Raw genomic sequence first — 23964 nt, forward strand, 5'->3', positions numbered from 1 at the left:
GGCAATAAACAGAATTAGCGGCTGACCTGAACGCGCATGCCGTCGCGGAGCGACTCGAGTTGTGTCAACGCCACCTGCGCGTTTTCCGGCACCCCATCAAGGATCTCCACCGCACTCAGGCTTCGAAAACCCACCGTAACGGGGCGACGGTACGCCACGCCATTTTCGACCACAAAAACCGCCCCATCCTTCAGCGCGGAACGCGGCGCAATCAACGCACCCTCACGACGGTTGCGAATGATACTGGCCTCACCACTTAAGCCCGGAATAAGGCGGTCGGTGGGGATATCCACGTCCAGGTAAGCGCGGTATTGCTGATTGAGCGGATCGGCATTGGGCAGAACTTTGACCACCTTGGCCGGATAAAGCTCAGGCCCGTAAGCTAGGAAGCGCACCGATGCATCCAAACCGATACGGATACCGGAAAAGTCCTCCTCATTGATGCGGGCTTCGACCTGAATCGCCTTACTAAACATGCGAACCAACGGAGCGCGCACCGCAACCACCTCACCGGGCTGCGCAAACAGCTCGGTCACCGTTCCCGAGGTCGGGGCCTTGACGTGGCAATCCGCGATATCCCGACGGAGAAGCTTAATGGTGTGTTCCAGACCACCGAGTTTAAGGTCCCGCTCAAGGTGGTCCTTGCTCTGTTTTTCAATGAACATGGCAAGCTCATCTTGACGGCGCTTGAGCTCGAGTTCGGGGTATTCACCCGCCTTAGTACGAGCAGCAAAGTTGGCCAGATCCTCCTTGCGACGCTCAATGGCAGTGCGCTGATCAAGATCTAGCGCAAATTGTTGGCGGGAATTCTCTAAAGCGAGCAGCAGCTGTGAAAGCGTGAGTTCATACTTGGAGCTGTCGATTTCGAACAGCAGATCGCCCTCACTCACCACTTGGCCAATTTTCAAGTTCGATTTGCGCACAAGACCGGCGACATCACTTGAGATCGTCACTTGAAACTCTGGATCCACTTTGACTGCGGCGGGCACGGCATCGAGTGCCCTATCACGCGTTATTGTGGCGACAGCCACCTCCGGACGCCCCCCAAAGAACAAACCACCGACGATCACGGCGCCCACAATAGTTGCGAACACAAGTAGTGATTTAGGCCTGAACTTCATATGTTATTGCAACCCGTTGTTTTATAGCAAACTTACATCCAATTAAAGAGGCGCCCTGCTGCTCACAAATTAACCGCAGCTGGTAGCGTCAGATCAAGGTAGTCGTTAATCGCCAACAACAATCGCACGCGTGTGCGCGAAACAGTCTGCTGGGCTTCGTTATGAACCACCTGCTTACTACGGAGTTCCTGCTGCGAGATTCGTCCCTCCTTAGCATCTCGCTCCTGCACCGCGAATTTCTGCGTGGCGAGTTCGGCACGCCGCTGATCAATCTGCAGCTGACGAGCGGAAAAACCGATCATCGCTACCACCGTGGCACACTGAAGACGCAGTTCATCGCGAAAGGCGACCAGCTGCGCATCCAACCGACGCTGACGCAAGAGGACTTCGCGTTTTTTCGCTGAATTGGATGAGCCGTCAAACACGTTCCATGCCATGCTCACACCAACAAAATAAGAAAGAGTCTGCACGCTGTCCGCGCTCGATGTGTTCGTCTGAGACTGCCACGTGGCGGCAGTGAAATTAAAATTGGGCCGCTGGGCCGCCTTGACCTTGATCAACTCCAGCCGTTCCCGTGCGACAAAATTCTGCCGACGCATCACCTCGGAGCTATCCTGTAGCCAGGCATCATCGCGCAACGATTGATTTTGATCCGCCCATGCAATCACAGCCGCCGCGTCCGGGTTGGGGACCGGCACGTTTAACGCGAGTGGGGCATCCCATCCTAGATTAAGCTTAAAATTGACTAAAATGCGCCGCTGCTGGGCTTCAACTAAGTCAATATCGACCAAACTCTGACTTAGATCGAGGTTGGCCTGCTCAATGGCAATGTCGGAAGCCGTGCCCTGTTCCTTGTCGGTCTGAGTCCGAGTGATACCGTCTTGAATCTGTTGCCGACGGAGGCGCAAGGTGACCAATGACTCCTGATTGACCAACAGAGTTAAATAATCAGCCCGCAGCGTCCGCTTCATTTGCCGCAGGATAAAAACGCGTTGGAGTTCCTCGTTTTTAAAGTCCAGCCGCGCCTGCTCGATGGCGGCGTCGAGGGCACCCCAATTATAAAGCGGTCGAGTGATGGACGCGTTAAACCCAAGGCCCATATTCTGCTTCGCCGGGGTGTCTCCCGTCATGTACATTGTCTTGGTGATACCTGAGTTAAACCCGACATCCACACGCGGATAGTATTTACCCTCCGCCGCTTCCAGCCGCGCAACCGACTCCTTTTGCGCAAGGCTTTGGGCCACTAACGCGGGAGCATTTTCACGCGCCTTTTCCAGCAAGCTATTAAGCTCGGGGATTTCGGCCTCCGGATATTGAATGGGAGCGGCCGACAAAGAGCCGAGGGACAGCAACGCAAGGCCAAGCAGACGACGTGGATAATGCATGAGGGATAAAAGAATGGAGATAAGCACCCGCCACTAAGCAGGAACCTGAAGCAGCCGAGCTGCTTAAAATCAGCGAGGGCGCCGGTTTGTCGATTCTTGATTAGGGATTTGGCCGGAAACTAGCACACGCCGAGGCGGTTCAATCGATTATCCACGCCCATCGAGGGCCGAAAGAGTGCCCCCACGCGTTTGGACAATTCCCGGGGCCCCGTTCAGCCGCCGGAGATTTCGCGCGCCACTTGGGTAGCGTAGGCGTCGGTCATGCCGGCCACATGGTCCATCACCCGACCCAGCCACCATGCGCTTCCTCGGCCCTGATTCGCCACCACGTAGTCTTTTTCCCACGCCAGTTCGAGGCAGCGTTTATGAACAAAACTCAGCTTCTCGTAGCCGCCAGCCAGATCGCGCACCGCACGGCTGTGCACGGCGAGAATCTGCCCTAGGATATTATGCGCGCCCAGCTCCGTCGCCACCTTGGTGCGGTGGCCGAAAATCGCCTCATCATAACCCTGTTTAATCGTCGCCATGGCCTCGCGAATGTTTCCGGGGAAAGCGGCCCGCAGATCGTCGGCGCGCGCGCCCGTCATGATCGCCTCGTAATGCTCAAAAAAGGCGCCCGCCGCCGCGTCGATCAGCGTGCCGATCGCCGCCGCGCGCAACGCCGACAGCCGCCCGCCAGGGTCGCGGCCGACGATCTGCGCGAAAATCTGCCGCACGTGGCTTTCACTCAAAATACGCATCTCCACCGCATCCTCGAAATCCGAAATGCGGTAACAAATGTCGTCCGCCACCTCGGAAAGAAACGACAGCGGATGCCGCGCAACCGTGCCGTCGGCCCGACGCAGCCCCAACCCCTCGGCCATCTGCAAAAACGCGGCTCTCTCCGAGGAGAACGCGTTGTGTTTCCCCTTGGCGGGAACCCGCGCATCGTCGGCCACCCACGGGTATTTGATCATCGCGCCCAGCGAGGCGTAAGTGAACCGGAAGTAGTCGCGCTCATTCTGGTCGCTGCGCACGACGAGGCGGAAGCTTTGAGCATTGCCCTCAAACCAGCGCCAGTCGTTGAGCACAGCATCGAGCGCGGGCTCGCGCGGCGCCGGAAAAACCGCCTCAAGGTGTTCGCCCGCCCAGCCCCGAATCGCGTACTCGCCGGCGTGGCCGAACGGCGGATTTCCCATGTCGTGGGCGAGGCAGGCCGCCTGGACAATGTAGGCGAGATCCGCCGCCGTGCGGTTGGGCGGAAGTTCACCGCGCGCGCTCAGAAACTGGGCAACCTTGGTCGCCAAAGAACGCCCCACGCTCGCCACCTCAAGCGTGTGCGTAAGCCGGTTGTGCACGTGATCGACGGAGGCAAACGGATGCACCTGGGTCTTGCCCGCCAAACGCCGAAAGGGGGCCGAAAAAATAATCCGATCATAGTCTTGCTCAAAGCGACTGCGTGAACCCTCCGCCATGGGCTTGGAGGGTTCAGGCCGGACGCCGACACCGCCGCCGTCCGCAGGTGAAATCGGCGGGCGCTGATCCGAGAGCAAACGAATCCAATCGAAGCGAAATGACATGGGAAAACCGAGTTCGTAAGCCGCCACAGGCGCAAGAACGAACACCGAAGACAGGGAAAACGCGCCCGATCACTTGATAAAGGAACGACTCGGAACACCGTGTTTCTGCAATCCGCCTCACTGCAGGACGGCCCGTGGATCATCCCGTTCCACCCCAACCCGCAAGCGCCCGCCGGTTGCCCCTCGCGCCATGAAATACAACCCCAGCCGCGTCGCCTCCACCCCACTCGCAGGGCCAGATGAAGCCCTCCATCAGCCGGTCCAGATTCAGATCAATGAAATCATGCTGGCCGGCGAACTCACCCTCATTCCCGACTCCAAAGGCATCGTCCTGTTCGCCCACGGCAGCGGCAGCAGCCAGCACAGTCCGCGCAACCAGCTGGTCGCCGGAGTGCTGCAGGCCTCGGGCACAAGCACGCTGTTATTCGACCTGCTCACCGCCGCCGAAGAAGAGGCCGACGAACACGACGGCCACCTGCGCTTCGACATCAACCTACTGGCCCAACGCCTGATCGCCGCCACCCGTTGGCTAGACCAGCAACCGAGTACCCGCCGCCTCGGCATAGGCTATTTTGGCGCCAGCACGGGCGGAGCCGCCGCATTGCTGGCAGCAGCACAACTCGGATGGGAGATAGACGCGGTTGTCTGTCGCGGAGCTCGGCCTGACTTGGCTGGGCGAGCCCTGCCGCGCGTGACCGCCCCCACCCTGCTGATCGTCGGTGGGCGCGACAACATCGTGAGGGAACTCAACCGCGATGCCCTCGACCAGTTACGGTGCAAAAAACAAATCATCGTCGTACCTGGAGCCACCCACCTGTTCGAAGAGCAGGGTGCGCTGGAAGAAGTCGCCGCACTCTCCGCTGGTTGGTTCCGTCAATATCTGCAGCCACGCTAACACTAATTAGCTTTAAGGTGAGGGTTACGGCATCCTTGAGCTCACGCTCAAAGCCACATGCTTCGCGGACTGTGAGCGGCGAGCGGGAAAGCGTCTATTTCTGGCGGTTAGGAATGCACTTCTTCTTCGGTGGATCTTCTTCCCCTTAAAAAGAGTAATACTCTTCTTCCGTGGGTGGGTTTTCTTCCCTGTCCGGCTGGGGATATGAGGGGTGCGAATGGGTGGAGATTGAACCGGCGGGACGCTTGGCGGATGCACAGCGATGCATCCAACCGGTTCACGCAAGTGTTTGCACTGTGCCGATTTCTTTCTGCCCGACGCGCATAACCGCGAGCGTCAGCGCTACTGCGGGAAGCCGGGATGCCGACGGGCGAGCCGGGCGGCCAGTCAGGCCAAATGGTTGGCGAAGCCGGAGAACCTCGACCACTGGAAAGGCCCAGAAAATGTCCAACGGGTGCAGGAGTGGCGGAAGGCCAATCCGGGGTACTCAAGGCGGAGGGGGCCGCGACGGCGGGTGGCGTTACAAGACATCCCAACTACGCAATCCGTTGTGCACCAGCCTAAAGCCGAGCCGGTCGCCGAGGTGGCGTTACCGAATCCCTGCGTGCCGTTACAAGACAGATGGGAGTCGCAAAACCCTGTGCTCGTGGGGCTTATCGCGCAGTTCGCCGGAGTGACGTTACAAGAGGACCTCGAACCCATGCTGCGACACCTGCAATCCCGGGGGCGGGTGATCCTGGGCATCGACGTCCAGCCGCCCGATTATGCAAAAACAACCGATCGATCGCGAACAACTCCGGCGCACGCCGGCCCAGTTTAGCTGGCTGGACCACCGGCTGGTGCGGGGCAATTACCTGGGGCGGGCCAGTGCCCCCGCCTGGGGCCTCTATCTGGTCCTGGTCACCGTGGGCGACGCCGACGGGCTGAGTTACTACGCCACGCGCACCCTGGCCCGGCTGCTCACGCTCAGCGAGGACGGCCTGGTCGAGGCGCGCCGGCAGTTAATCGAGGCCGGGGTGATCGCCTACGCCGCGCCACTTTACCAGGTGCTCTCCTTGGACCAGGGCAGGCCAACGCACACGCTGGCGGTAACGCCGTCGCCGAGCCGGGAGGTGGGGGCGTGATCAATTACGAACTGTATTGCCGGATAAAACAGGCGGAGGCGGCCGGACACAGTGCGCCGCAAATCGCCCGCTCGCTCCAGTTGCACGTGCAGACGGTGAGGCGCTGGCAGGCGCAGGAAAAGTACGCGCGCAGCCAGGCCGCGCAGGTGCCTAGGCCAAGCAAGCTCGACGTGCACAAGCCGGCGATCGCGCGGTGGCTGGAGGCCCATCCGTTCACCGCCATGCAGCTCTGGCAAAAGGTGCGCGAGCGGGGGTACACGGGCGGGTATTCAATTTTGAAAGACTACGTGCGGCGGGTGCGGCCGCGGAACCTGGAGGCGTTTCTTACCCTCAAGTTCGCCCCCGGCCAGACCGCGCAGGTGGACTGGGGCAGCTTTGGCTCGGTGGAGGTGGACGGCACCCGGCGGGCTTTAAGTTTTTTCGTCATGGTTTTGGGGTACAGCCGGTTCCTGCATGTGGAATTTACCCTCGGGCAGGGCCAGGAGTGGTGGCTGGGCTGTCACCGGCGCGCCTTTGAAAAACTCGGCGGGGTGCCGCGCGAGGTGATGGTGGACAACTGCAAGACGGCCGTCCTCTCGCATGTGCCCGGGACCGACCCGGTGTACAACGCCCAGTACCTGGACTTTGCCCGGCACTACGGGTTTACGATAAAAGCGTGCGGGCCGGGGCATCCGCAGTCCAAGGGCATGGTGGAAAACGCGGTGGGTTACGTGAAAAAAAGCTTCCTTGGCGGGAGGCAGATGAATGGGTTTACCGAGCTGGGGCCGGCCGCCAGCTTGTGGCTGGAAACGGTGGCCAACGTGCGCGTTCACGCTGAAACCCAGGGCCGGCCGGTGGACCGGCTGCCCGAGGAGCGCGCTGCGCTCCTGCCGCTTAACCCGGTGGCCAGTCCGGCGGTGCGCACCTTAAGCGTGCGGGCGTCGCGGCGGTGCCGGGTGAGTATCGAAACGAACCGCTACTCGGTGCCCACGAAGTTTGCCGGGGCGCTACTCACCGCGCAGATCGAGGGGGCGCAGGTGAGGTTTTTTGCGGAACGCACCCTGGTGGCCGAGCACGCCCGCAGTTTTGCCCGCCGCGCCGATGTGGAAAACCCCGAGCATGTGCGCGAACTCGAGGAGCGCAAACGGCAGGGGGCGCGGCAGCGCCTGCGGCTACGGTTTTTGGAACTGAGCCCGGCGGCACCCGCCTACCAACGGGGGCTGGAGGAGCGCCGGCTCAACGCGGGACACCACCTGGCGACTATCGTGGGTTTGGTGGCCCTGTATGGAACGGATGCAGTCGGCCGGGCGATCGAAAGCGCCCATGAACTCGGCGCCTACTCCAGCGATTACATCCTCAACTTGCTCGAACAACGCGCGCGGGCCTTGCCGCAAGCCGGGCCGATCCACCTCACCCGCGCCGACGCGTTGGCCGCACTGGAACTCGAACTACGGCCCCCGGATTTAAGCCCCTATACCCAATGAAAACAGAACCCGAAAAACCCGATTTATTAAAAGACCAGCTCAAGTATCTGAAACTCGGTTACCTGTTGCGTCACCACGGCGAACTGACCGCCGAGGCGGCCAAGGCGCGCTGTTCGCACGCCGAATTTTTACGCCGACTGGTGCAGGCCGAGACCCAGGATCGCCAGATCCGGGCGCTGGAGCGGCGCATCCAGGCAGCGCGCTTCCCGGTCAAGAAAACCGTCGACCAGTTCCAGTGGGACTGGCCCAAGGAGTTGAACGAAGCGCAGGTACGCCACCTCTTCGAACTGGGCTTTGTGAAGGAGCGCACCAACGTGGTGTTTTGCGGTGGTGTGGGGCTCGGTAAAACACACCTCGCGAGCGCGTTGGGCTACGCGGCCTGCCAGGCGGGTTACACGGTGCTGTTTACGACGGCGGTGGACGCGATCAACGCCCTGGTCACCGCCCAGTCCCTGCACCGGTTGCAAGCCGAGTTGAAGCGTTACATGACCCCTGCGGTGCTCGTGCTCGATGAGGTCGGCTACCTGCCGCTCGACAAGTCGGGGGCCGACCTGCTCTTCCAGATCGTCAGCCAACGCTACGAACGCGGCTCGCTGATCGTCACCACCAACAAGGCCTACAAACACTGGGCAGGGATCTTTAACAACGACGCTGGCATCACCGCGGCGATCCTGGACCGCCTGCTGCACCGGGCCCAGACCGTCGTCATCGAGGGCAAATCCTACCGCATGAAAGACCGCCTGGCCGACGAACCTGCAAGCTGACCGGGCCTGATGATCGGCCCCTGGCGGGGCCGGTCATCGGCTTTTACGACAGGTGATTTTGTAACCGCCAGAAATAGACGGTGTTCGCGCCGCCGCTCACATGCAGGCCGCATCAGTTGAGCCCCTGACGACGGGGTCCAGCATTTTATAACCACAAAAATCGGGTTCTGACCCGAACGCCGTACCGAGATAAATTTACCGGCACGTTCTCTCTCCACCTAGCGCCGGAATCGTCACCGTGCCCGTTTTGTCCCGTGGGTTAGCGCGTTAAAACCTGTTACTAGCTGCTGGATCGACTGACTCTGATTCGCCATCTCCTGCCCCACCTTGCTGGTTTCATCGGCAAGGGATGCATGCGACTGGGTGGACTGGTCCATCTGGTGGACCACGGTATTGAGCTGTTCGATTCCCTTGGCCATTTCGTCCGTGGCCGAGCTGATTTCGGTCACTAGGTCATGGATTTTACGACTGGAGAGTTTGTTGTGATTGACGATCGTGGCGACGCTTCCGACCTGATTCACCACCACGTTAATGGAAGACACGGAGGTCTCGATCAGTCCTGCGGTTGCGCGCGCCGCTTCCCCGGCTTGCTTGGCCAAATTGCCGACTTCATCGGCGACCACGGAAAAGCCCCTGCCGGCTTCTCCGGCGCGGGCAGCTTCGACCGCCGCATTGAGCGCGAGCAGATTTGTTTTGAAGGCGATCGCATCGATGCTTTTGACGATTTTAACCGTCTGGTCGGCGGTGGCTTTGATCTGCTGGATGGCTTGGCTCAGTGCGTCCACGGCATGGGCGCCCTTCTCGTTCGATTCCAGTCCTTCAGCGGTGATCACGGCCGCGGTGATGGTGTTGGTGGCGGTCCGTTTAACCATCGACGACATCTGGGTGATGCTGGCGGCGGTTTCTTCTAGGGCGGCGGCCGACTGAGAGGTGGCAGCCGCCAAGGTTTCGCCGCCCGCAGTCAAGCGCCCAGAGGATTCAACGGCATTCTTGGCGCAGTCGGTGAGTTGCGCCACCAGCAGACTGAGCCGACGGGAAATTTTCCGCGAATAAACGGCGGCGGTCAGCAACCCAAGAATGACACAGGAGCCGAGGGCGAAAAACGACACGCGGATGACGCGATCATTGGCGGCGACCATCCCTGAAAACGAGTCACCGCTCGCCTCCAACTTGGTGCGCGACACGTCCATGGCCGCGCCGGCTTCGGTGATGGTTTTGCCCAGTTCGCCAATCTGCCGGTTGATGGCCGCATCCTGCTCCTGTTTGGCGAGCACGAGGGCGGACATCTCGGCGCAGATTGCACTCAAGCGATCACTCAGGGTGAGCGCCTTCGCTTTTGCCTTGGTGAAATTTGCATTCCCGAGCACCCGGTCGTCGCCGAGGAAGGCATCCGAGGCGGCGGTGATGTTTTGACCGCAGGCATCGATGGCTGCGGGCATATTGGCGAGCTCCCACTTCGGCTCCGCCACCTTGAGCAGGGCGGCCATGATTTTGTCCAACCGCTTGCGGGTCGTACCGGCCTTGCGCTCGGACTCGGCCGATTGGCTCAAGGCGATCTCGGTTAGCCAAAAGTTCAGTTGCACAAACTCCCTATCCAGCTCCATCGCTAATTGGCGTTTGGTGAGGGCCTGAGCGATCGCGGCTGAAAGTTTTTCGCGTTGCTCGAGTAACACGCTCTGCTGCTGCACGAGCTTGGCCTGCGCCAGGATGGAGTGCGCTTGTTGCTGTACGTTGTCGTTTTGGCTGGTGACCAGTGAGCGGACCAGCGTGCCGTTGTGGTACATGGTCCACAGCACGGCGCCCCCGACCCCGGCCACGGCGGCGATGACCAGCGCGAACATGAGCAGGATACTGACCGTGAGGGAAAGACGTTTAAGCATGGGTAGTTTTTCCCGTGAAAACTGGGCGTGTAAAAGGGCTGCTGACGGGAGGCGGTGCCTATTCAAGAGCACGCCTCCTGCACGTTATTTTTTAGCAGCTAAGAGCGCATCGACCTGCGCCTGGACTTGGTTGTACATGGCGGTCGAAGCAGCCACCAGTGAGTCGATGTGTTTACGGTGCTCGTCGTAGAAGGGTAACAACTCTTGGCGGGCCACTTTTTTAGCGTCTTCCACTGCACCCTTGGCGATGGCAGGCAGGAACGTGTCGTTACGGATGGCGAAAAACTTCAGCGCTGGTTCGTAGGACGCCTTGAGGGTCAAATCCTTGATCGCCTGCGCAGCGGGTGAGTCGGCCGCTAGATCAGTTGTCCAGAAGGCGATGCGTTCTTTGTATCCGGCCATCTCGCCTTTGGCGCTATCGCCGGCCTCGAGTTGGCGACCGTACTCGACCAGGCCGTCGAGCACGGCTTTATCGTTGGTATCGATGGTGCCGTCAGCCATAGCGATTTCGGTTTCATCGATCTGCTGTAACACCGTGAGGTAGGATTCGATAATGTAGGCGGGTGGCGGCAAGATATCCGCAACCAAATCCTTCATCTGGATAACCTTATTATACAGATCGCCCTTGATTTGAATGCTGGCAAAGGAGGCGTTTTTCGCTGAGTCGGCAAGCAGGTCGGAAACGTCCTTTTCGATCTTCTCGTTGACCCGACGGGAGCGGCTTACAACGGCATCGATGCTGGCGCGGTGTTCGACATAAAGCGGTTTCAGGCCCGTCCGCACCAATTCCTTGGCGGCCTTCACATCGCCCGCCTTGATCAGCGGCGTGAACTTGCTGTCGCGCAGATCAAAAAACTGAGTAGCCGGTTCCACCGACTTCACCACCAGCAGTTTTTTAACTAATTTTTCGTCTGCCGAGGTTCCCGTCAGCTCCTTTTTCCATACCTCGATGCGCTCGAAGTAGCCCGGGAAGACGCCGGGCGAGCCGTCCTTCAACTTGACGCCATAGTCGATCATGGCGTCGATCACCTTCATTTCGGCGGCATCAATTTTGCCGTCGGCCATTGCCGTTTCTGCCGTATCAACCAAGCGCAGAACCGTCAGGTAGGATTCGATGATATAGGCGGGCGGCGGCAGGATGTCGGCGATCAGGTCCTTTTGCTGAACCAGTTTTTTGTAATAGGAGCCGTTGATGACGAGCTCCTTTTCTTGCACGGTCAGCTCCGCTGCCGAGAGCGGCAAACCAGTGCCAAGCGTAAGCGAAAAAAAGGGCGACAGGGATGATGCCGGGGCTTAACCGGTTCAGTAGGGCAGTGATCATGGAGCGAATCGAGGGTTGCTGGATTGAGGGCTGAGCGAGTCGCGGGTGCGTCGAACCGTGCGAAGGAACGGGTGCGGACAGGCGCATGGCGGGTTTAGGTACGCTTCCCTTAACGGCACAATCGCGGCCTACTTTAGTTGTTTTTTCCGCAGACCGAACCGTAACAAGCGGCTCCTAGCTCCTAGCTCCCAGCTCCTAGCTCCTAGCTCCCAGCTCAATGCGGCCGCCCAGCCCGCCCGCCACACAGACCGACCGGAATGTCACTCACGCCGCCGAGAAATTGCACCGCCTTGGCGTAGCTGCGTCCCTCTAAAAAATGCACCAATTGCGGATGCAACGTCGACCGGCCTTGGGCCAACAGCTCGTCGAGCCGGACCAGCTCGGCGGCGATGACGCCTCCATTAGCAGCGGTTATCCCATCAAGGAGCGAAATTAGAGAGGCTTTGATCTGTGTTTCCATGTGAAGCATCACCCCAAATTAAGTTCGCTGCTCAGTCAGTTAGAAAAATTACAACTTGGGGTTCCAGGACGCTGCGTCGGGGATGGCTCTTGAGTTAAAAATTTAGGCGCGGCACGGTCACCCCCCTTTTCCTCCATTATCGCTATTCATAGCCGCAGACCCGTGTAAGTCCCCTCCGGCCATTAGGCCGCCTATTTCATGATCACCCAGCCCCAGTCCTCACCCGCCAACTCCGAAGTCATCGAGGCGGCCTATAACGCTTGGCTTACCAATCCCGACTCGGTCGATCCGACCTGGCGTGCGTTTTTCCAAGGCTTTTCACTCGGCAGCAAAGGCTCGGCCATGGCCAACGTCGCCGCCGCGGGGGTCAACGTACTCGACAGCAACAAACAGGCCCAGGTGCTGCGCTTGATCAACGCCTACCGCGCCCACGGCCACATGCAGGCGCACCTCGACCCGCTCAGCCCCCCGCCCGCGCCCTTCCCGCGCCTCAACTACCAGCACTTCGGGCTCACCGAAGCCGACCTCGAACAGTCGTTCTCCGTCGGCAATTTCCGCGGCGGCGGCCAGATGAAGCTGCGCCTGTTGATCAGTTCGCTGAACGAGATTTTCTGCGGCCACATCGGCGTGGAATACCTGCACATGCAGGACCTCGACGCCCGCGACTGGCTGCAACTGCGCATGGAGGAAGCCCACAACCGCCCCTCTTTCACCCGCAACCAAAAGATCCGCATCCTGCGCCGCCTACACAAGGCCGAGCTGTTTGAAAAGTTCCTCCACACCCGTTTCGTCGGCCAGAAGCGCTTCTCGCTAGAAGGCGGTGAAACCATGATTGCGGCCTTCGACGCCATGATCGAATACGCCCCCGAGCTCGGCGTGGAAGAGTTCGTCATGGGCATGGCCCACCGTGGTCGTCTCAGCGTACTCACCAACATCCTACGCAAGCCCTTCGAGGTGCTCTTCGAGCAATTTTCCGAAAACTACATCCCCAACACCGTCGGTGGTGACGGCGACGTGAAGTACCACCTTGGCTACGAGGCCGAGCTCACCACCGCCTCCGGCCACAAGGTCGAGGTTCGCCTCACCCCCAACCCCTCGCACTTGGAAATCGTTAACCCGGTGGTCGAGGGTCGGGCCCGCGCCCGCCAACGCATCCGTGGCGACGTCGACCGCCGCCGCGTCTGCCCGTTCCTCATTCACGGCGACGCCGCTTTCGCCGGCCAAGGCGTCATCCCCGAGACGCTCAACTTCTCGCAACTGCCCGGCTACCGCACCGGCGGCACCGTACACTTGGTGATTAACAACCAGATCGGTTTCACCACACAGCCGAGCGATTCCCGCTCCACGCGCTACTGCACCGACGTGGCCAAGATGATCGAGGCGCCCGTCTTCCACGTGAACGGCGACGACCCCGAGGCGGTCTGCTACGTCACCCGCCTCGCGCTCGAATTCCGCGTCAAATTCCAGCGCGACGTGGTGATCGACATGTATTGCTACCGCCGGCATGGCCACAACGAGGCCGACGAACCCGCCTTCACCCAGCCCACGCTCTACAAGAAGATCGCCGCTCACCCGCTGATCTCCGCGCCCTACTCCGCGCGCCTGATCCGCGAAGACACGCTCAACGAGGCCGGCGCCGAGGCCATCAAGGCCGAGTACACCGCCGCGATGGAAGCCTCCTTCGCCAAGGCCAAAGCCGCCGAAGCCGCCACCCAGGCCGCTGGTAAAACCAACAGCCCGTTCGCCGGCTCCAGCGCGATTTTCCAACCTGGCTACAACCACATCCACGTGGACACCCATGTATCCGCCGAAGCCCTCGCCAAGGTCGTGGCCGGCATCACCCATCTGCCCGCCAACTTCAAAGCCAACCCCAAGATCAAGCGATTCTTGGATACACGCGTTCAGGCCCACAAGGACGGCGGCCCGATCGACTGGGGCTTCGGCGAGGCCCTCGCCTTCGGCACCCTACTGCTCGAAGGCAGCCCCGTGCGCCTGTCCGGCCAGGACTGCGAGCGCGGTACCTTCAGCCACCGCCACGCCGTCATCTACGATTCCGAGACCCGCGAAAAATACACTCCGCTGCTCAACATCGACGCGAAGCAGGAGCGTTTCTGTGTTTACAACTCGCTGCTCTCCGAGGCCGCCGTGCTCGGCTTCGACTACGGTTACTCGCTCGATTACCCCCAGATGCTCTGCATTTGGGAGGCCCAATTCGGCGACTTTGCCAACGGTGCCCAAGTCGTAATCGACCAGTTCCTCGCCTCCTCCGAATCCAAGTGGCAGCGAATGAGCGGCATGGTGCTGCTGTTGCCCCACGGTTACGAAGGACAAGGCCCCGAGCACAGCTCGGCCCGCCTCGAACGCTTCCTCCAGCTCTGCGCCGAGGACAACATGCAGGTGGCCAACATCACGACCCCGGCCAACTATTTCCACGCCCTGCGCCGCCAGATGAAACGCGACTTCCGCAAGCCGCTCATCGTCATGTCGCCGAAGTCGCTGCTGCGCCTGCCTGCCGCCACCTCCAAACTGGCCGAATTCACCTCCGGCAGCTTCGAAGAGATCATCCTCGATCCGCAGCCGCCCAAGCAGGCCAAGCGCCTGATTCTCTGCTCGGGCAAAGTGTACTACGACCTCGACGCCTACCGCACCGCCAACAACGTCACCGACACCACGCTGGTGCGCATCGAGCAGATCTACCCGCTCCACAAAACCAAGCTCGCCGAAATCGCCAAGGAGCACGCTGCGTCCAAGCTCATCTGGTGCCAAGAGGAGTCGCAGAACAACGGCTCGTGGAGCTTCCTCGCCCCGCAGCTCGAGGAGCTCTTCGGCCGCAAGGCAACCTACGCCGGTCGCGACGCCTCGGCCTCCCCGGCCGTCGGCTCGCTCGCCGTCCACAAACAAGAACTCGCCGCCTTCCTCAAGGACGCCTTCACGCTCTGATCGTATCCTTAACGCAAAGACGCGAGGCCGCAAAGATCGCCCAGTTCCGATCCTTTGCGTGTTTCGCGGCCTTTGCGTTAAAACTCCCCTTTAAAAAAACCACCATGTCTCTCCACGAAGTCAAAATCCCGCCCCTCGGCGAATCCATCAGCTCCGGCATCCTCGCCAAGTGGCACGTCGCCGACGGCACCGTGGTCAAAAAAGACCAACCGCTTTTCGAGCTCGAAACCGACAAAATCACCTCCGAAGGCCTCGCCGACGTCGCTGGAAAAATCACCTTCAAGGTCCAGCCCGGCACCGAGGTCAAAATCGGTGAAATCGTCGCCGTGATCGACACCGATGTCGCCGCCGGTGCCTCTGCTGCGGCTTCCGCTCCCACGGCTCCCGCCACCACCCAGGCTGCTGAGACGGCCCAATCCCCCGCCGTTCGCCGCGCGCTCGCCGAAACCGGCGTCGACGCCACCAAGATCGACGGCACCGGCAAAGCCGGCCGCCTGACCAAGGGCGACGTCCTCGCCGCCGCAGCCGCACCAGCGGCAACCGTGGCCGCAGCCGCTCCTGCGCCCGCCGAGGTGAAAGCTGAAAGTTCAAACCCCAATTCCGCCGCCATCGTCGCCGCCATCGCCGCTGCGCCTGCTGCCGCCCTCCCGAGCAGCGCCCCGGTTATCTCCACCGGTGCCGCCGCTCCCGCCGGCAAACGCACCCGCGTCAAGATGACCAAGCTGCGCCAGACCATCGCCAAGCGCCTGGTCGCCGCCCAGCACGAGGCCGCCATGCTCACCACCTTCAACGAGGTCGACATGTCCGCCGTCATGGCCCTGCGCGCCAAGTACCAGGACGACTTCGTCAAAAAGAACGGCGTGAAGCTCGGCTTCATGTCCTTCTTCACCAAGGCCGTGGTTCACGCCCTCAAGGAAGTCCCCGGAGTCAACGCCCAGCTCGACGGCGACGAGATCATTCAAAACAACTACTACGACATCAGCATGGCCGTCTCCACCGAGAAGGGCCTGGTTGTCCCCGTGGTGCGCGGTTGCGACCAGCTCAACATGGCCGGGATCGAGAAAGCCATTGGCGACGTCGCCAAAAAAGCCCGCGACGGCAAACTCACGATGCCCGACTTCGAAGGCGGCTGCTTCACCATCACCAACGGCGGCATTTTCGGCTCGATGCTCTCGACCCCGATCATCAACGCACCGCAGAGCGCCATCCTCGGCCTGCATGCGATCAACGACCGCCCGATCGCCCTCAACGGCCAGGTCGTCATCCGCCCGATGATGTACCTCGCCCTCAGCTACGATCACCGCCTCGTCGACGGCAAAGAAGCCGTCACCTTCCTGCTCAAAATCAAACAGGCAATCGAAGACCCGACCCGCCTTCTTCTCAGCGTCTGAACCATCTTTCTCTTTAGTCTTAATCGTTCTCTTTATCCTTCCGCAGGGACAAACCGAGAACGAGTAAGAGAAAGAGGAAAGAGAAAGAGTTAAAACCATGTCCTCCTCCCAAACTTTCGATCTCATCGTCATCGGCGCCGGTCCCGGCGGCTACGTCTGCGCGTTCCGCGCCGCCCAGCTCGGCCTCAAGGTCGCCCTCATCGACAAACGCGCCACCCTCGGCGGCACCTGCCTCAACGTCGGCTGCATCCCCAGCAAGGCCCTGCTCGCCTCCTCGGAGCACTTCCTGTTCGCGCAAAAACACGCGGCCGAACACGGCATCAAAATCGACGGCGTCTCCATCGACGTCGCCGCTATGCTCAAAAAGAAGGACGGCATCATCACCAAATTAACCGGTGGCGTCGCTGCGCTCGCCAAGGCCCGCAAGGTCACCGTCATCACGGGTGAAGCCGCCTTCGTTTCCGCCTCCACGGTCGCCGTCGGCGACCAGCAGCTCACCGCCAAAAATATCGTCATCGCCACCGGTTCCGCCCCGGTCGAGCTGCCGTTCATGAAGTTCGATGGCACGACGGTCATCTCCAGCACCGAAGCCCTGACCCTGACCACCGTGCCCAAGAAGCTCGTGGTCGTAGGTGGCGGCGCCATCGGTCTCGAACTCGGCTCGGTCTGGGCCCGCCTCGGCGCCGAGGTCACCGTGGTTGAGTTCTTGCCCAAAATCGCCGCGACCTTCGACGACGACATCGTGCGCAACTTCACCCGCCTGCTGCAAAAGCAGGGGCTCAAGATCGAGTGCGGCGCCAAGGTCACCGGCTTCGCCAACGGCATCCTCACCGCCGAGCGGGAGGGCAAAGTCTTGGAATTCCCCGCCGACAAGGTGCTCGTCGCCGTCGGCCGTCGCCCGTTTGCCGACAACCTCAACCTCGCCGCCGCCGGCGTCGCACTTACAGACAAGAAGCGCATCCAAGTCGACGCCCACCTTAAGACCACCGCTGCGGGCGTGTGGGCGATTGGCGACGTGATCGACGGCCCGATGCTCGCGCACAAGGCCGAGGAAGACGGCATTGCCGTCGCCGAGTGGATCGCCGGTAAACACGGCCATATTAACTGGGACCTGATGCCCGCGATTGTTTATACCGACCCGGAGCTCGCCTCGGTGGGCCTGGGTGAAGACGCCGCCAAGGCCAAGGGCCTGGCGATCAACGTGGGCAAGTTCAACTTCGCCGCCAACGCCCGCGCCCTGGCCAACGATGCCGGCGACGGCTACGTGAAGATCATCGCCGACGCCAAAACCGACAAAATCATCGGCGCGCAAATCCTCGGTAAGAACGCTGGCGAACTCATTAGCGAGATCGTCACGCACATGGAATACGGTGGCAGCGCCGAAGATTTGGCCCGCACGATCCACGCCCACCCGACGATGTCGGAAGCGGTGAAGGAAGCGGCGATGGCGGTGAGCAAGAGCGCGATTCACGCGATCTAAGCGACAGGATCAGCTTCACGCCTCGATAACCAGCCCGCCCTCAACCGGCGGGCTTTTTTGTGCGTATACCAGTTAGCGTTCCAGTTGAGGCTTACGGCATCCTTGAGCTCACGCTCAAGGCCACACTCGTAACGAACATACTCCTCGTGGCCTTGAGCGTGAGCTCAGGGTGTTTCCCCAATGGTATTCGCTCCCTCATGGCCAAGTTAATTAAGCTCATCTTGACCGCGAATTGATATCAGCGCTCCAGCATCGGAGGGCCTCCTACGTGTTAAGCCTGAATTCCGAAGTTCAAACCAACCACAGATTACACAGATTGCACAGATACAATCCCTTAGGAGGTAAACGGACTCAGCTTGATCCCCTTTTTTTCATCCTGTCTTCAAATTCAGTAACACTCTGTTATCTGTGCTCATCTGTGAATTCCGTGGTTAAAACTTCGGCGTTCGGGTTAAGTTCTCCACGCTCCACGCGCCCCAGTAAGTCGCGCAAGAGTGCGCGGCGTTTTTGCTGAAAGCGGCGCTGGCGGGCGGCATTGGTGGCACGCTTGTCCGCCACCGGCACCGGCGGGCGGCCGCGGCGCAGGCGCACCGGCAGATCGGGCGCGGAGGTGAATAAGTTGCGGCGCTTGAAGGCCGGCGGCGTGTCGCGCAGGGCGAGCAGACGCGAGCGCGGGCCTTCGTCTGCAAACCAGGGCACGGGTGCGATTCGCTCCGGCTCAAAACACCAAGTCGGCGGCTCGGCGCGTATTCGGGTGGCCAACCAGTCGGCATAGGCCGCAAGCGTGGCATCGGCCAAAGCGCCCTCGGCAAAACGACCCGCCAATCGCAGCGGTGCCGCCGCAAACGTCTGGGCAAGCGCCGGCCTCGATCCCAGCTTGCGCACCGTGTGCAACCAGTCCGCCAGCTCGCGGCCGAAACGCTCGAGCGTATCGGCGCGGGCGGCCACCTCGGCCAATGTTTGCGGACGCGGTTGCATAAAAATCAGCCGATGTCGGCAAGTGTGGTTTCAACCATTTCCCGCGCGCGCTCGGTGAGTGCATCGTGCGGGAAGAAGCGGGCAAAAATCGCATCCACCTCTTCGCGGGAAGCCGGCTTGAGTTTGCCAAGGAGGAAGCGGATGTCGGGCGCGTCGCCCGGATAACCCGGCAACGGCGGACGGCAGGCGCGCAACTTGAGCGCCAGCAGGTAGGCGGCCGTCGGCACGGTGACCTGGAGCCCCGGACCAAACATCTCCGCCGGCAGTGCTCGTTTGGCTTCCTGCTCCGACAAAAACTGGGCGACATCGGAGTTGATCCAGTCCTCGGGCAACCCCAGTTCGAGCGCGACCCGAAGGGCAAGGCGATGGCCGATAGCGGAGGGACGAATCAACGCGTCCACGTCCTTGGTGCTGTCGCGCGAACCATAGACCAAGGTGAAAACGGCGCCGCCATACAAAGAAAGTTCCAACTCCAAGCCCTCGGCCACAGCAAGCTCGCCTAGGCGTCGCAACGCTTGATTCAGGCGATCTTTATCCAATGGCTCGTAAGGCATTAAATAAAACGTTAGCTAACGTTTTATTTATTTCAAGAACGATCGGAGTCCGTTGAAAATGGGGAGTGAGAGGGTCGGGGCGTTACAGGGATACATTCGGGCCGATGTCCACGTTTCGGGTCTTTCTTGCCGGCTCCTGTACCCATGTAACGCCCCGCCCCGAATGGCGCTTAGTTAAGGGGGCTGATCGGTGTATCTGGCTTAGGTCGCCCCTTCAGGGCTTTTATCGTTACCTCATGATGCCTAGGGCGTTGCCCTAGGCTAGGGTATGACGCCCCGTTGGGGCTACCCTGCCTAACTAAGCGCCATTCCGCCCCGCCCCCATTTTGGGCGCCCCATTTTGGGCGACCCCTGGCCAACGATGCCGGCGACGGCTACGTGAAGATCATCGCCGACGCCAAGACCGACAAAATCCTCGGTGCGCAAATCCTCGGTAAGAATGCAGGTGAACTCATCAGCGAGATCGTCACGCACATGGAATACGGTGGCAGCGCCGAAGATTTGGCCCGCACGATCCACGCCCACCCGACGATGTCGGAAGCGGTCAAGGAAGCGGCGATGGCGGTGAGCAAGAGCGCGATTCACGCGATCTGAGCGAGGGGTAAAAAGCAGCGCGAGCCTGGCGGCACAAAGTAGCGCAGACTTCCAGTCTGCTCCCTGGAGTCTGCGCTACTTTTTTGGGCGCCTGCATCGTCAACGTGCAGCGTTGACCTTGCGGGAACCTGCCGGTCAATTCCGCCCCATGCTCACTCTGCCTGAAGACGAACTCACATTCCTAACCGACTTGGTCAAAACCTCCCGTCAAAAGCCCCACCATGTCGAGTGGGTTGATCGTGACGGCACCGAGCGCGTAACCGTGCTAACGCCAGCGGAAGCGGTGCGGGTCAATAAAGTGGCTCACGGCCTGAAGATTTCCAAGGGCGAGGTCCTGCGTCAGGCCGCCCACGTTCCAGTTAAGAAATAACCAAGTCCCCCCCCCTCGCCCGCATCCCACCCCGCTAGTTTCCCTGACCCCCAAGCCAAAGTGTCACCTAGGAGCCTGTCGGACTTGGAAAAATAAACGCATTAAATATTTGTATTATATTGACTACCAATTAAAAGCGTAACTAAGTAGTTCCATGGCAACCAAGTTCGTTATAATTGATCGGCGCACTCCGTTACTGCTGCCGCCCGACCTGCGGGATTGGGTGAAGCCGGATCACTTGGTGCATTTTATCATCGATGCGGTTGACTTGATCGACGTCAGTTCGGTGTCCGTAAATCAGCGTGGGAGCGGCAGTGCGCAATACCCGCCGTCGATGCTCCTGAGTTTACTGACTTACAGTTACGCGACGGGAGTTTTTTCCAGCCGCCAAATTGAGCGCACGACCTATGAAAACGTGGCAGTGCGCCTGCTCTGTGCCGACACGCACCCCGACCACGATACGATTTGCACGTTCCGCCGGGAGAACCGGGAATTGGTGCAAAAAGCTTTTGCTCAATTACTTCAGATGTCTGCGGCGTGCGGAGTGTTAAAGATCGGCAACGTCACGGTGGCCGTCGATGGCACCAAAATACTTGCCAACGCCAGCAAGCACTCGGCGGTGAGTTATGCCCATGCGGTTAAGACGATGGAAGTCCTTGATCTGGAAATCGCTGAACTGTTGCGCAAAGCCGACGCTGCGGACGCGATCCCGCTGCAAGACGGGTTGACGATCCCCGCAGAGATCCAGCGGCGCGAGGAGCGCAAGGCGACGTTGGCCAAGGCCAAGGCGGAAATCGAGGCCCGGGCGCATCTGCGGTTTCAGGCGGAACAAGCTGAGTATGAAGCTAAAATGGCAAAACGCTCCGCGTCCGAAGCCGACACGGGTAAAAAACCGCGTGGCCCAGTTCCCGTTCAGCCCGACCCCACTCCGGGCACGAAAGACCAGGTCAACCTGACCGATGAAGTCAGCCGGATTATGAAAACGGGCAACGGCTTCCAGCAGTGTTATAATGCACAAGCCGGGGCCGACACCGACTCGCGCCTGATCGTCGGTGCGCGGGTCTGTAATGCGCCCAATGATAAACAGCAGCTTGAGCCAAACCTGGCGGCCATCGCGCAACATATTGAGGTGGCGAACGTACTGATTGACAGTGGTTTTGTGAGTGAAGCGGCGGTGACAAAGGCCGAGTCCGCACCGGACGCAACCACAACGGGCGTAACTGTATATGCAGCGATGAAACGGGAGCCGCATGGCCGCACGATCGCCCAACTCGAACAGCACGAAGACCCGCCGCAACCGGGCCCCGAGGCGAGCTTCGCCGAACGCATGATCCACCGCACCGCTACGGCCGCCGGACGAGCGTTATATAAACTACGGCAAGAAACCATTGAACCGATTTTTGGTATTATAAAAGAGGCGCTCGGCTTCCGACGTTTTTTAATGCGCGGACTGGAAAAAGTATCCCTCGAATGGGAGCTGGTGTGCCTGGCCTACAACTTTAAGCGTCTTCATCGCCTCAACGCCAAACTGCGGCCGGCCTAACCTCGCCAACGCAGGAAAACCAACCCTCAAACACCAAAAAAATCCGGACGCGCCATTGATTAACCGCCCTAATCCAACGGGCCACAGCCCGAAGGAGTATTTTAGGCCCCAAAATCTATCCGCCACACTCAAAGTTGGCGCGCGGGCCGGGGACTTGGCCCGAACCCGCTTTTTTCAGTCCGACGGGCTGCTAGGGCGTGTCTGGTTAAGATTGGAGCCAGATGAGGATGCAGGCGATGGAGACCATGGCGGCGAAGGTATCCGCGCATGGTCGGCCGCAGCGTTGCGCCCCAGTCAGCTTGTCCCGCTGGGCCTTATTTTTTTAGCTCGTCCCAATCGACATCGCTCGGAACGAATCTTTGTTGTTGGTTAACAGAATTATACAAATAGACCGCCAATCTTTACCGGACACGCCCTAGGGCTCCGGATCATACCCCGGAACGAACGCAGGGCAGGACAGCCTAGGGGCGTGCGGTTAAAACCCGTAGCCCGCTCGCAGCCAAATCCGCGGCATCGGCTCGCTGCTGGTGTCGGACTCCGGGGCTCCGCCACTCGTGCGCCAGGCCAACGCAAGGTCGGCGCTCCAGCGGTTGCGCTGAAAACGCACACCCAGGCCGACGCCACTCAAGTCACGCTCGTTGGCTGTCGTACTCGCCGTGGGGTGGGTGTTTTGGTAAATGCGGCCGGCATCGACAAACAGGTAGGGCGTGAATGCCCCAACCGCGTAACGTAATTCGGCTTGCGCCAACAGCCCTTGGTCTCCGGTCGCTTCCCCTGTGGGGTAGGCGCGGATTCCACTCGCCCCGCCCAAGCTCAACTTTTCTGACGAATCGAGATTATTGGCCGCCGCCTGAGCGTTGATTCGCCCCATCAAACTCCAGCCCTGCGGCAGGTACTGAATTCGCACCACATCTACATTAAATTTGTGAAAGGTGCCGCGGGTGTCGGTGGTGTCGGCCGCCGTCAAGTTTGCATCCAGGTCGAGGCGGCCGGGAGTCCAACTGACGCTGCCATAGGTGATGCCGCCCCCGCACCAGAGGTCGCGGCGATCAAATTGAAGGCTGATTGGGAGTGAGATACTGGAACGCTCTTCCTCCGAGCCCACGCTGCTGCGTTCGTCGTGCAATTCTTTCGATTGAAAAGCGGTCGTTAGCGAGAGGTTGGAGGCCATGGAGCGGATCAGCGGATAGCTGACACTTCCCGTGGTGACTTTGGCCACGCCGGTGGCCCCGAGATTGGCGAATTCCTTGCCCAATTCGTAACTGGTGTAGGCGTAACCGGCCGATCCGCGTAAACCGGAAGTGCCGAGCGGCGTGTTGTAATTAAGTGAACCGAGCAGCAGATCTTCGTTACTGGCGAGGGTGCGCAACGTGATCTGGTCGCCGAGCTGGAAGGGGCTGTTAATCGCCAGGTTCGCCTGGGCCCGATATTGGCCACTGAAACGGCTCCCCCAGTTGTCCAGCCCCACGTCGCCGGTGATCAGCGCGGTCCGCTCCACTTTCACGCCAAGGTCGCCGGTTCCCGATTCGGCTCCGGGTTTGATCACCGGGGTGGTGGCGACCCCGGGCTGATCATTCAAAATCAACACCGCGCGTTCCAGCGAGGCGGTGGCGATGACCGCGCCCGGCTGCAACGGCGCTAAGAAACGTTGCGCTTGCTGGGCCAGTTTGGGGTCGGCGCTTTCGGCCGTCACCTGGCCATAGCGGCCTTCAAAAATATCGATTTGCAAGGTTCCGTCTTTCAAATCTTGCGGAGGCAGGACGGCGCGCGCGAAGGGATACCCACGCGCCCGGTACAGGGCGTCGATTCGCTCGGCCAGCTGGCGCAGGCCAGCTAAATCCAGCGGTTGCTCCAAGGCGTTCGCCAGCGTGTGTTGCAGTTCGTCGGTGGCTACCTGGGTATTGCCGACGAAATGGATGGCGTGCAGGACGACGGTCGCCTCCGTCGGGCTTTTGGGCACGGCCGCTTTCGGAGTGGTCGGCAAGGCGACTTCGGGGTTGGGACGCGGCGCGACCGGGGGAGGCTGTAGTTGTTGCAGGGTTTCGCCTGCATTCGGCGCGGTTTGCGCCAAACCGGCGGAGCTAACCACGAGAGACGTCGCTAAAACCAGCGCATGACCAGGGGAGAGTTTCATGAACAAGA

Annotated in this window: 18 protein-coding genes and 1 pseudogene; 10 read left to right on the forward strand and 9 right to left on the reverse strand. The window is 60.5% G+C overall.

Features of this window, described 5'->3' with window-relative positions:
• Positions 1 to 14: 14 nt before the first annotated feature.
• From H2170_11040 to dgt, 3 genes are all read right to left on the reverse strand, one after another.
• Positions 15 to 1121 carry an efflux RND transporter periplasmic adaptor subunit gene (locus tag H2170_11040; protein MCS6300614.1) on the reverse strand — a complete coding sequence of 369 codons (1107 nt, stop codon included), beginning with the start codon at positions 1119 to 1121 and terminating at the stop codon, positions 15 to 17.
• A 62-nt stretch (positions 1122 to 1183) separates the two neighbouring features.
• Positions 1184 to 2506: a TolC family protein gene (locus tag H2170_11045; protein MCS6300615.1), complete on the reverse strand. Its 1323-nt coding sequence runs from the start codon at positions 2504 to 2506 to the stop codon at positions 1184 to 1186.
• A 212-nt stretch (positions 2507 to 2718) separates the two neighbouring features.
• Complete coding sequence (gene dgt, locus H2170_11050; protein ID MCS6300616.1) at positions 2719 to 4065, reverse strand: dNTP triphosphohydrolase; 1347 nt, start codon at positions 4063 to 4065, stop codon at positions 2719 to 2721.
• A gap of 190 nt (positions 4066 to 4255) precedes the next feature.
• Here dgt and H2170_11055 point away from each other — a divergent pair, with 190 nt between their 5' ends.
• From H2170_11055 to H2170_11070, 4 genes are all read left to right on the forward strand, one after another.
• Positions 4256 to 4960: a dienelactone hydrolase family protein gene (locus tag H2170_11055; GenBank protein MCS6300617.1), complete on the forward strand. Its 705-nt coding sequence runs from the start codon at positions 4256 to 4258 to the stop codon at positions 4958 to 4960.
• A 764-nt stretch (positions 4961 to 5724) separates the two neighbouring features.
• On the forward strand, positions 5725 to 6084 hold the full coding sequence (locus tag H2170_11060) for a hypothetical protein (GenBank protein ID MCS6300618.1): 360 nt from the start codon (positions 5725 to 5727) through the stop codon (positions 6082 to 6084).
• Positions 6081 to 7547 (forward strand): IS21 family transposase, encoded by a 1467-nt coding sequence (locus H2170_11065; protein ID MCS6300619.1) that lies wholly within the window; start codon positions 6081 to 6083, stop codon positions 7545 to 7547. The genes H2170_11060 and H2170_11065 overlap by 4 nt, the downstream gene beginning before the upstream one ends.
• Positions 7544 to 8311 (forward strand): ATP-binding protein, encoded by a 768-nt coding sequence (locus H2170_11070; GenBank protein MCS6300620.1) that lies wholly within the window; start codon positions 7544 to 7546, stop codon positions 8309 to 8311. Before H2170_11065 ends, H2170_11070 begins: the two co-directional genes overlap by 4 nt.
• Positions 8312 to 8544: 233 nt before the next feature.
• Here H2170_11070 and H2170_11075 read toward each other — a convergent pair whose 3' ends face one another.
• From H2170_11075 to H2170_11085, 3 genes are all read right to left on the reverse strand, one after another.
• Positions 8545 to 10191, reverse strand: a complete 1647-nt coding sequence (locus H2170_11075) for a hypothetical protein (GenBank protein ID MCS6300621.1) — start codon at positions 10189 to 10191, stop codon at positions 8545 to 8547.
• Positions 10192 to 10275: 84 nt separating this feature from the next.
• A complete protein-coding gene (locus tag H2170_11080) occupies positions 10276 to 11433 on the reverse strand; it encodes a hypothetical protein (protein MCS6300622.1) in 1158 nt (385 codons plus the stop codon).
• A gap of 293 nt (positions 11434 to 11726) precedes the next feature.
• Positions 11727 to 11972, reverse strand: a complete 246-nt coding sequence (locus tag H2170_11085) for a hypothetical protein (protein MCS6300623.1) — start codon at positions 11970 to 11972, stop codon at positions 11727 to 11729.
• A gap of 198 nt (positions 11973 to 12170) precedes the next feature.
• Here H2170_11085 and H2170_11090 point away from each other — a divergent pair, with 198 nt between their 5' ends.
• The 3 genes from H2170_11090 (at position 12171) to lpdA (ending at position 17783) form a co-directional block, all read left to right on the forward strand.
• A complete protein-coding gene (locus tag H2170_11090; GenBank protein MCS6300624.1) occupies positions 12171 to 14912 on the forward strand; it encodes a 2-oxoglutarate dehydrogenase E1 component in 2742 nt (913 codons plus the stop codon).
• Positions 14913 to 15016: 104 nt separating this feature from the next.
• A complete protein-coding gene (gene odhB / locus H2170_11095; GenBank protein MCS6300625.1) occupies positions 15017 to 16303 on the forward strand; it encodes a 2-oxoglutarate dehydrogenase complex dihydrolipoyllysine-residue succinyltransferase in 1287 nt (428 codons plus the stop codon).
• 97 nt (positions 16304 to 16400) lie between these two features.
• Positions 16401 to 17783, forward strand: a complete 1383-nt coding sequence (gene lpdA, locus H2170_11100; protein MCS6300626.1) for a dihydrolipoyl dehydrogenase — start codon at positions 16401 to 16403, stop codon at positions 17781 to 17783.
• 402 nt (positions 17784 to 18185) lie between these two features.
• On the opposite strand, the gene H2170_11105 is transcribed toward lpdA, so the two are convergent.
• Positions 18186 to 18761, reverse strand: coding sequence for a hypothetical protein (locus tag H2170_11105; GenBank protein MCS6300627.1), 576 nt, complete (start codon positions 18759 to 18761; stop codon positions 18186 to 18188).
• A gap of 5 nt (positions 18762 to 18766) precedes the next feature.
• Positions 18767 to 19315, reverse strand: coding sequence for a hypothetical protein (locus tag H2170_11110; protein ID MCS6300628.1), 549 nt, complete (start codon positions 19313 to 19315; stop codon positions 18767 to 18769).
• A gap of 369 nt (positions 19316 to 19684) precedes the next feature.
• Here H2170_11110 and H2170_11115 point away from each other — a divergent pair.
• The 3 genes and pseudogenes from H2170_11115 to H2170_11125 all read left to right on the forward strand — a co-directional run bounded on the left by H2170_11115 (position 19685) and on the right by H2170_11125 (position 21822).
• A pseudogene (locus H2170_11115) lies at positions 19685 to 19909 on the forward strand (dihydrolipoyl dehydrogenase).
• A 148-nt stretch (positions 19910 to 20057) separates the two neighbouring features.
• Complete coding sequence (locus H2170_11120; GenBank protein ID MCS6300629.1) at positions 20058 to 20279, forward strand: hypothetical protein; 222 nt, start codon at positions 20058 to 20060, stop codon at positions 20277 to 20279.
• A gap of 154 nt (positions 20280 to 20433) precedes the next feature.
• Positions 20434 to 21822, forward strand: a complete 1389-nt coding sequence (locus tag H2170_11125; protein MCS6300630.1) for a transposase — start codon at positions 20434 to 20436, stop codon at positions 21820 to 21822.
• A gap of 475 nt (positions 21823 to 22297) precedes the next feature.
• Here H2170_11125 and H2170_11130 read toward each other — a convergent pair whose 3' ends face one another.
• Positions 22298 to 23956: a ShlB/FhaC/HecB family hemolysin secretion/activation protein gene (locus H2170_11130; GenBank protein MCS6300631.1), complete on the reverse strand. Its 1659-nt coding sequence runs from the start codon at positions 23954 to 23956 to the stop codon at positions 22298 to 22300.
• Between the last annotated feature and the right edge of the window lie 8 nt (positions 23957 to 23964).

The organism is Opitutus sp. (genome assembly GCA_024998815.1).
Classification (GTDB): domain Bacteria; phylum Verrucomicrobiota; class Verrucomicrobiia; order Opitutales; family Opitutaceae; genus Rariglobus.

Coding starts and splice junctions, on each gene's coding strand:
- H2170_11040 (MCS6300614.1), bottom strand. CDS start 1,121: ATGAAGTTCAGGCCTAAATCACTACTTGTGTTCGCAACTATTGTGGGC.
- H2170_11045 (MCS6300615.1), bottom strand. CDS start 2,506: ATGCATTATCCACGTCGTCTGCTTGGCCTTGCGTTGCTGTCCCTCGGC.
- dgt (MCS6300616.1), bottom strand. CDS start 4,065: ATGTCATTTCGCTTCGATTGGATTCGTTTGCTCTCGGATCAGCGCCCG.
- H2170_11055 (MCS6300617.1), top strand. CDS start 4,256: ATGAAATACAACCCCAGCCGCGTCGCCTCCACCCCACTCGCAGGGCCA.
- H2170_11060 (MCS6300618.1), top strand. CDS start 5,725: ATGCAAAAACAACCGATCGATCGCGAACAACTCCGGCGCACGCCGGCC.
- H2170_11070 (MCS6300620.1), top strand. CDS start 7,544: ATGAAAACAGAACCCGAAAAACCCGATTTATTAAAAGACCAGCTCAAG.
- H2170_11075 (MCS6300621.1), bottom strand. CDS start 10,191: ATGCTTAAACGTCTTTCCCTCACGGTCAGTATCCTGCTCATGTTCGCG.
- H2170_11085 (MCS6300623.1), bottom strand. CDS start 11,972: ATGGAAACACAGATCAAAGCCTCTCTAATTTCGCTCCTTGATGGGATA.
- H2170_11090 (MCS6300624.1), top strand. CDS start 12,171: ATGATCACCCAGCCCCAGTCCTCACCCGCCAACTCCGAAGTCATCGAG.
- odhB (MCS6300625.1), top strand. CDS start 15,017: ATGTCTCTCCACGAAGTCAAAATCCCGCCCCTCGGCGAATCCATCAGC.
- lpdA (MCS6300626.1), top strand. CDS start 16,401: ATGTCCTCCTCCCAAACTTTCGATCTCATCGTCATCGGCGCCGGTCCC.
- H2170_11105 (MCS6300627.1), bottom strand. CDS start 18,761: ATGCAACCGCGTCCGCAAACATTGGCCGAGGTGGCCGCCCGCGCCGAT.
- H2170_11110 (MCS6300628.1), bottom strand. CDS start 19,315: ATGCCTTACGAGCCATTGGATAAAGATCGCCTGAATCAAGCGTTGCGA.
- H2170_11120 (MCS6300629.1), top strand. CDS start 20,058: ATGCTCACTCTGCCTGAAGACGAACTCACATTCCTAACCGACTTGGTC.
- H2170_11125 (MCS6300630.1), top strand. CDS start 20,434: ATGGCAACCAAGTTCGTTATAATTGATCGGCGCACTCCGTTACTGCTG.
- H2170_11130 (MCS6300631.1), bottom strand. CDS start 23,956: ATGAAACTCTCCCCTGGTCATGCGCTGGTTTTAGCGACGTCTCTCGTG.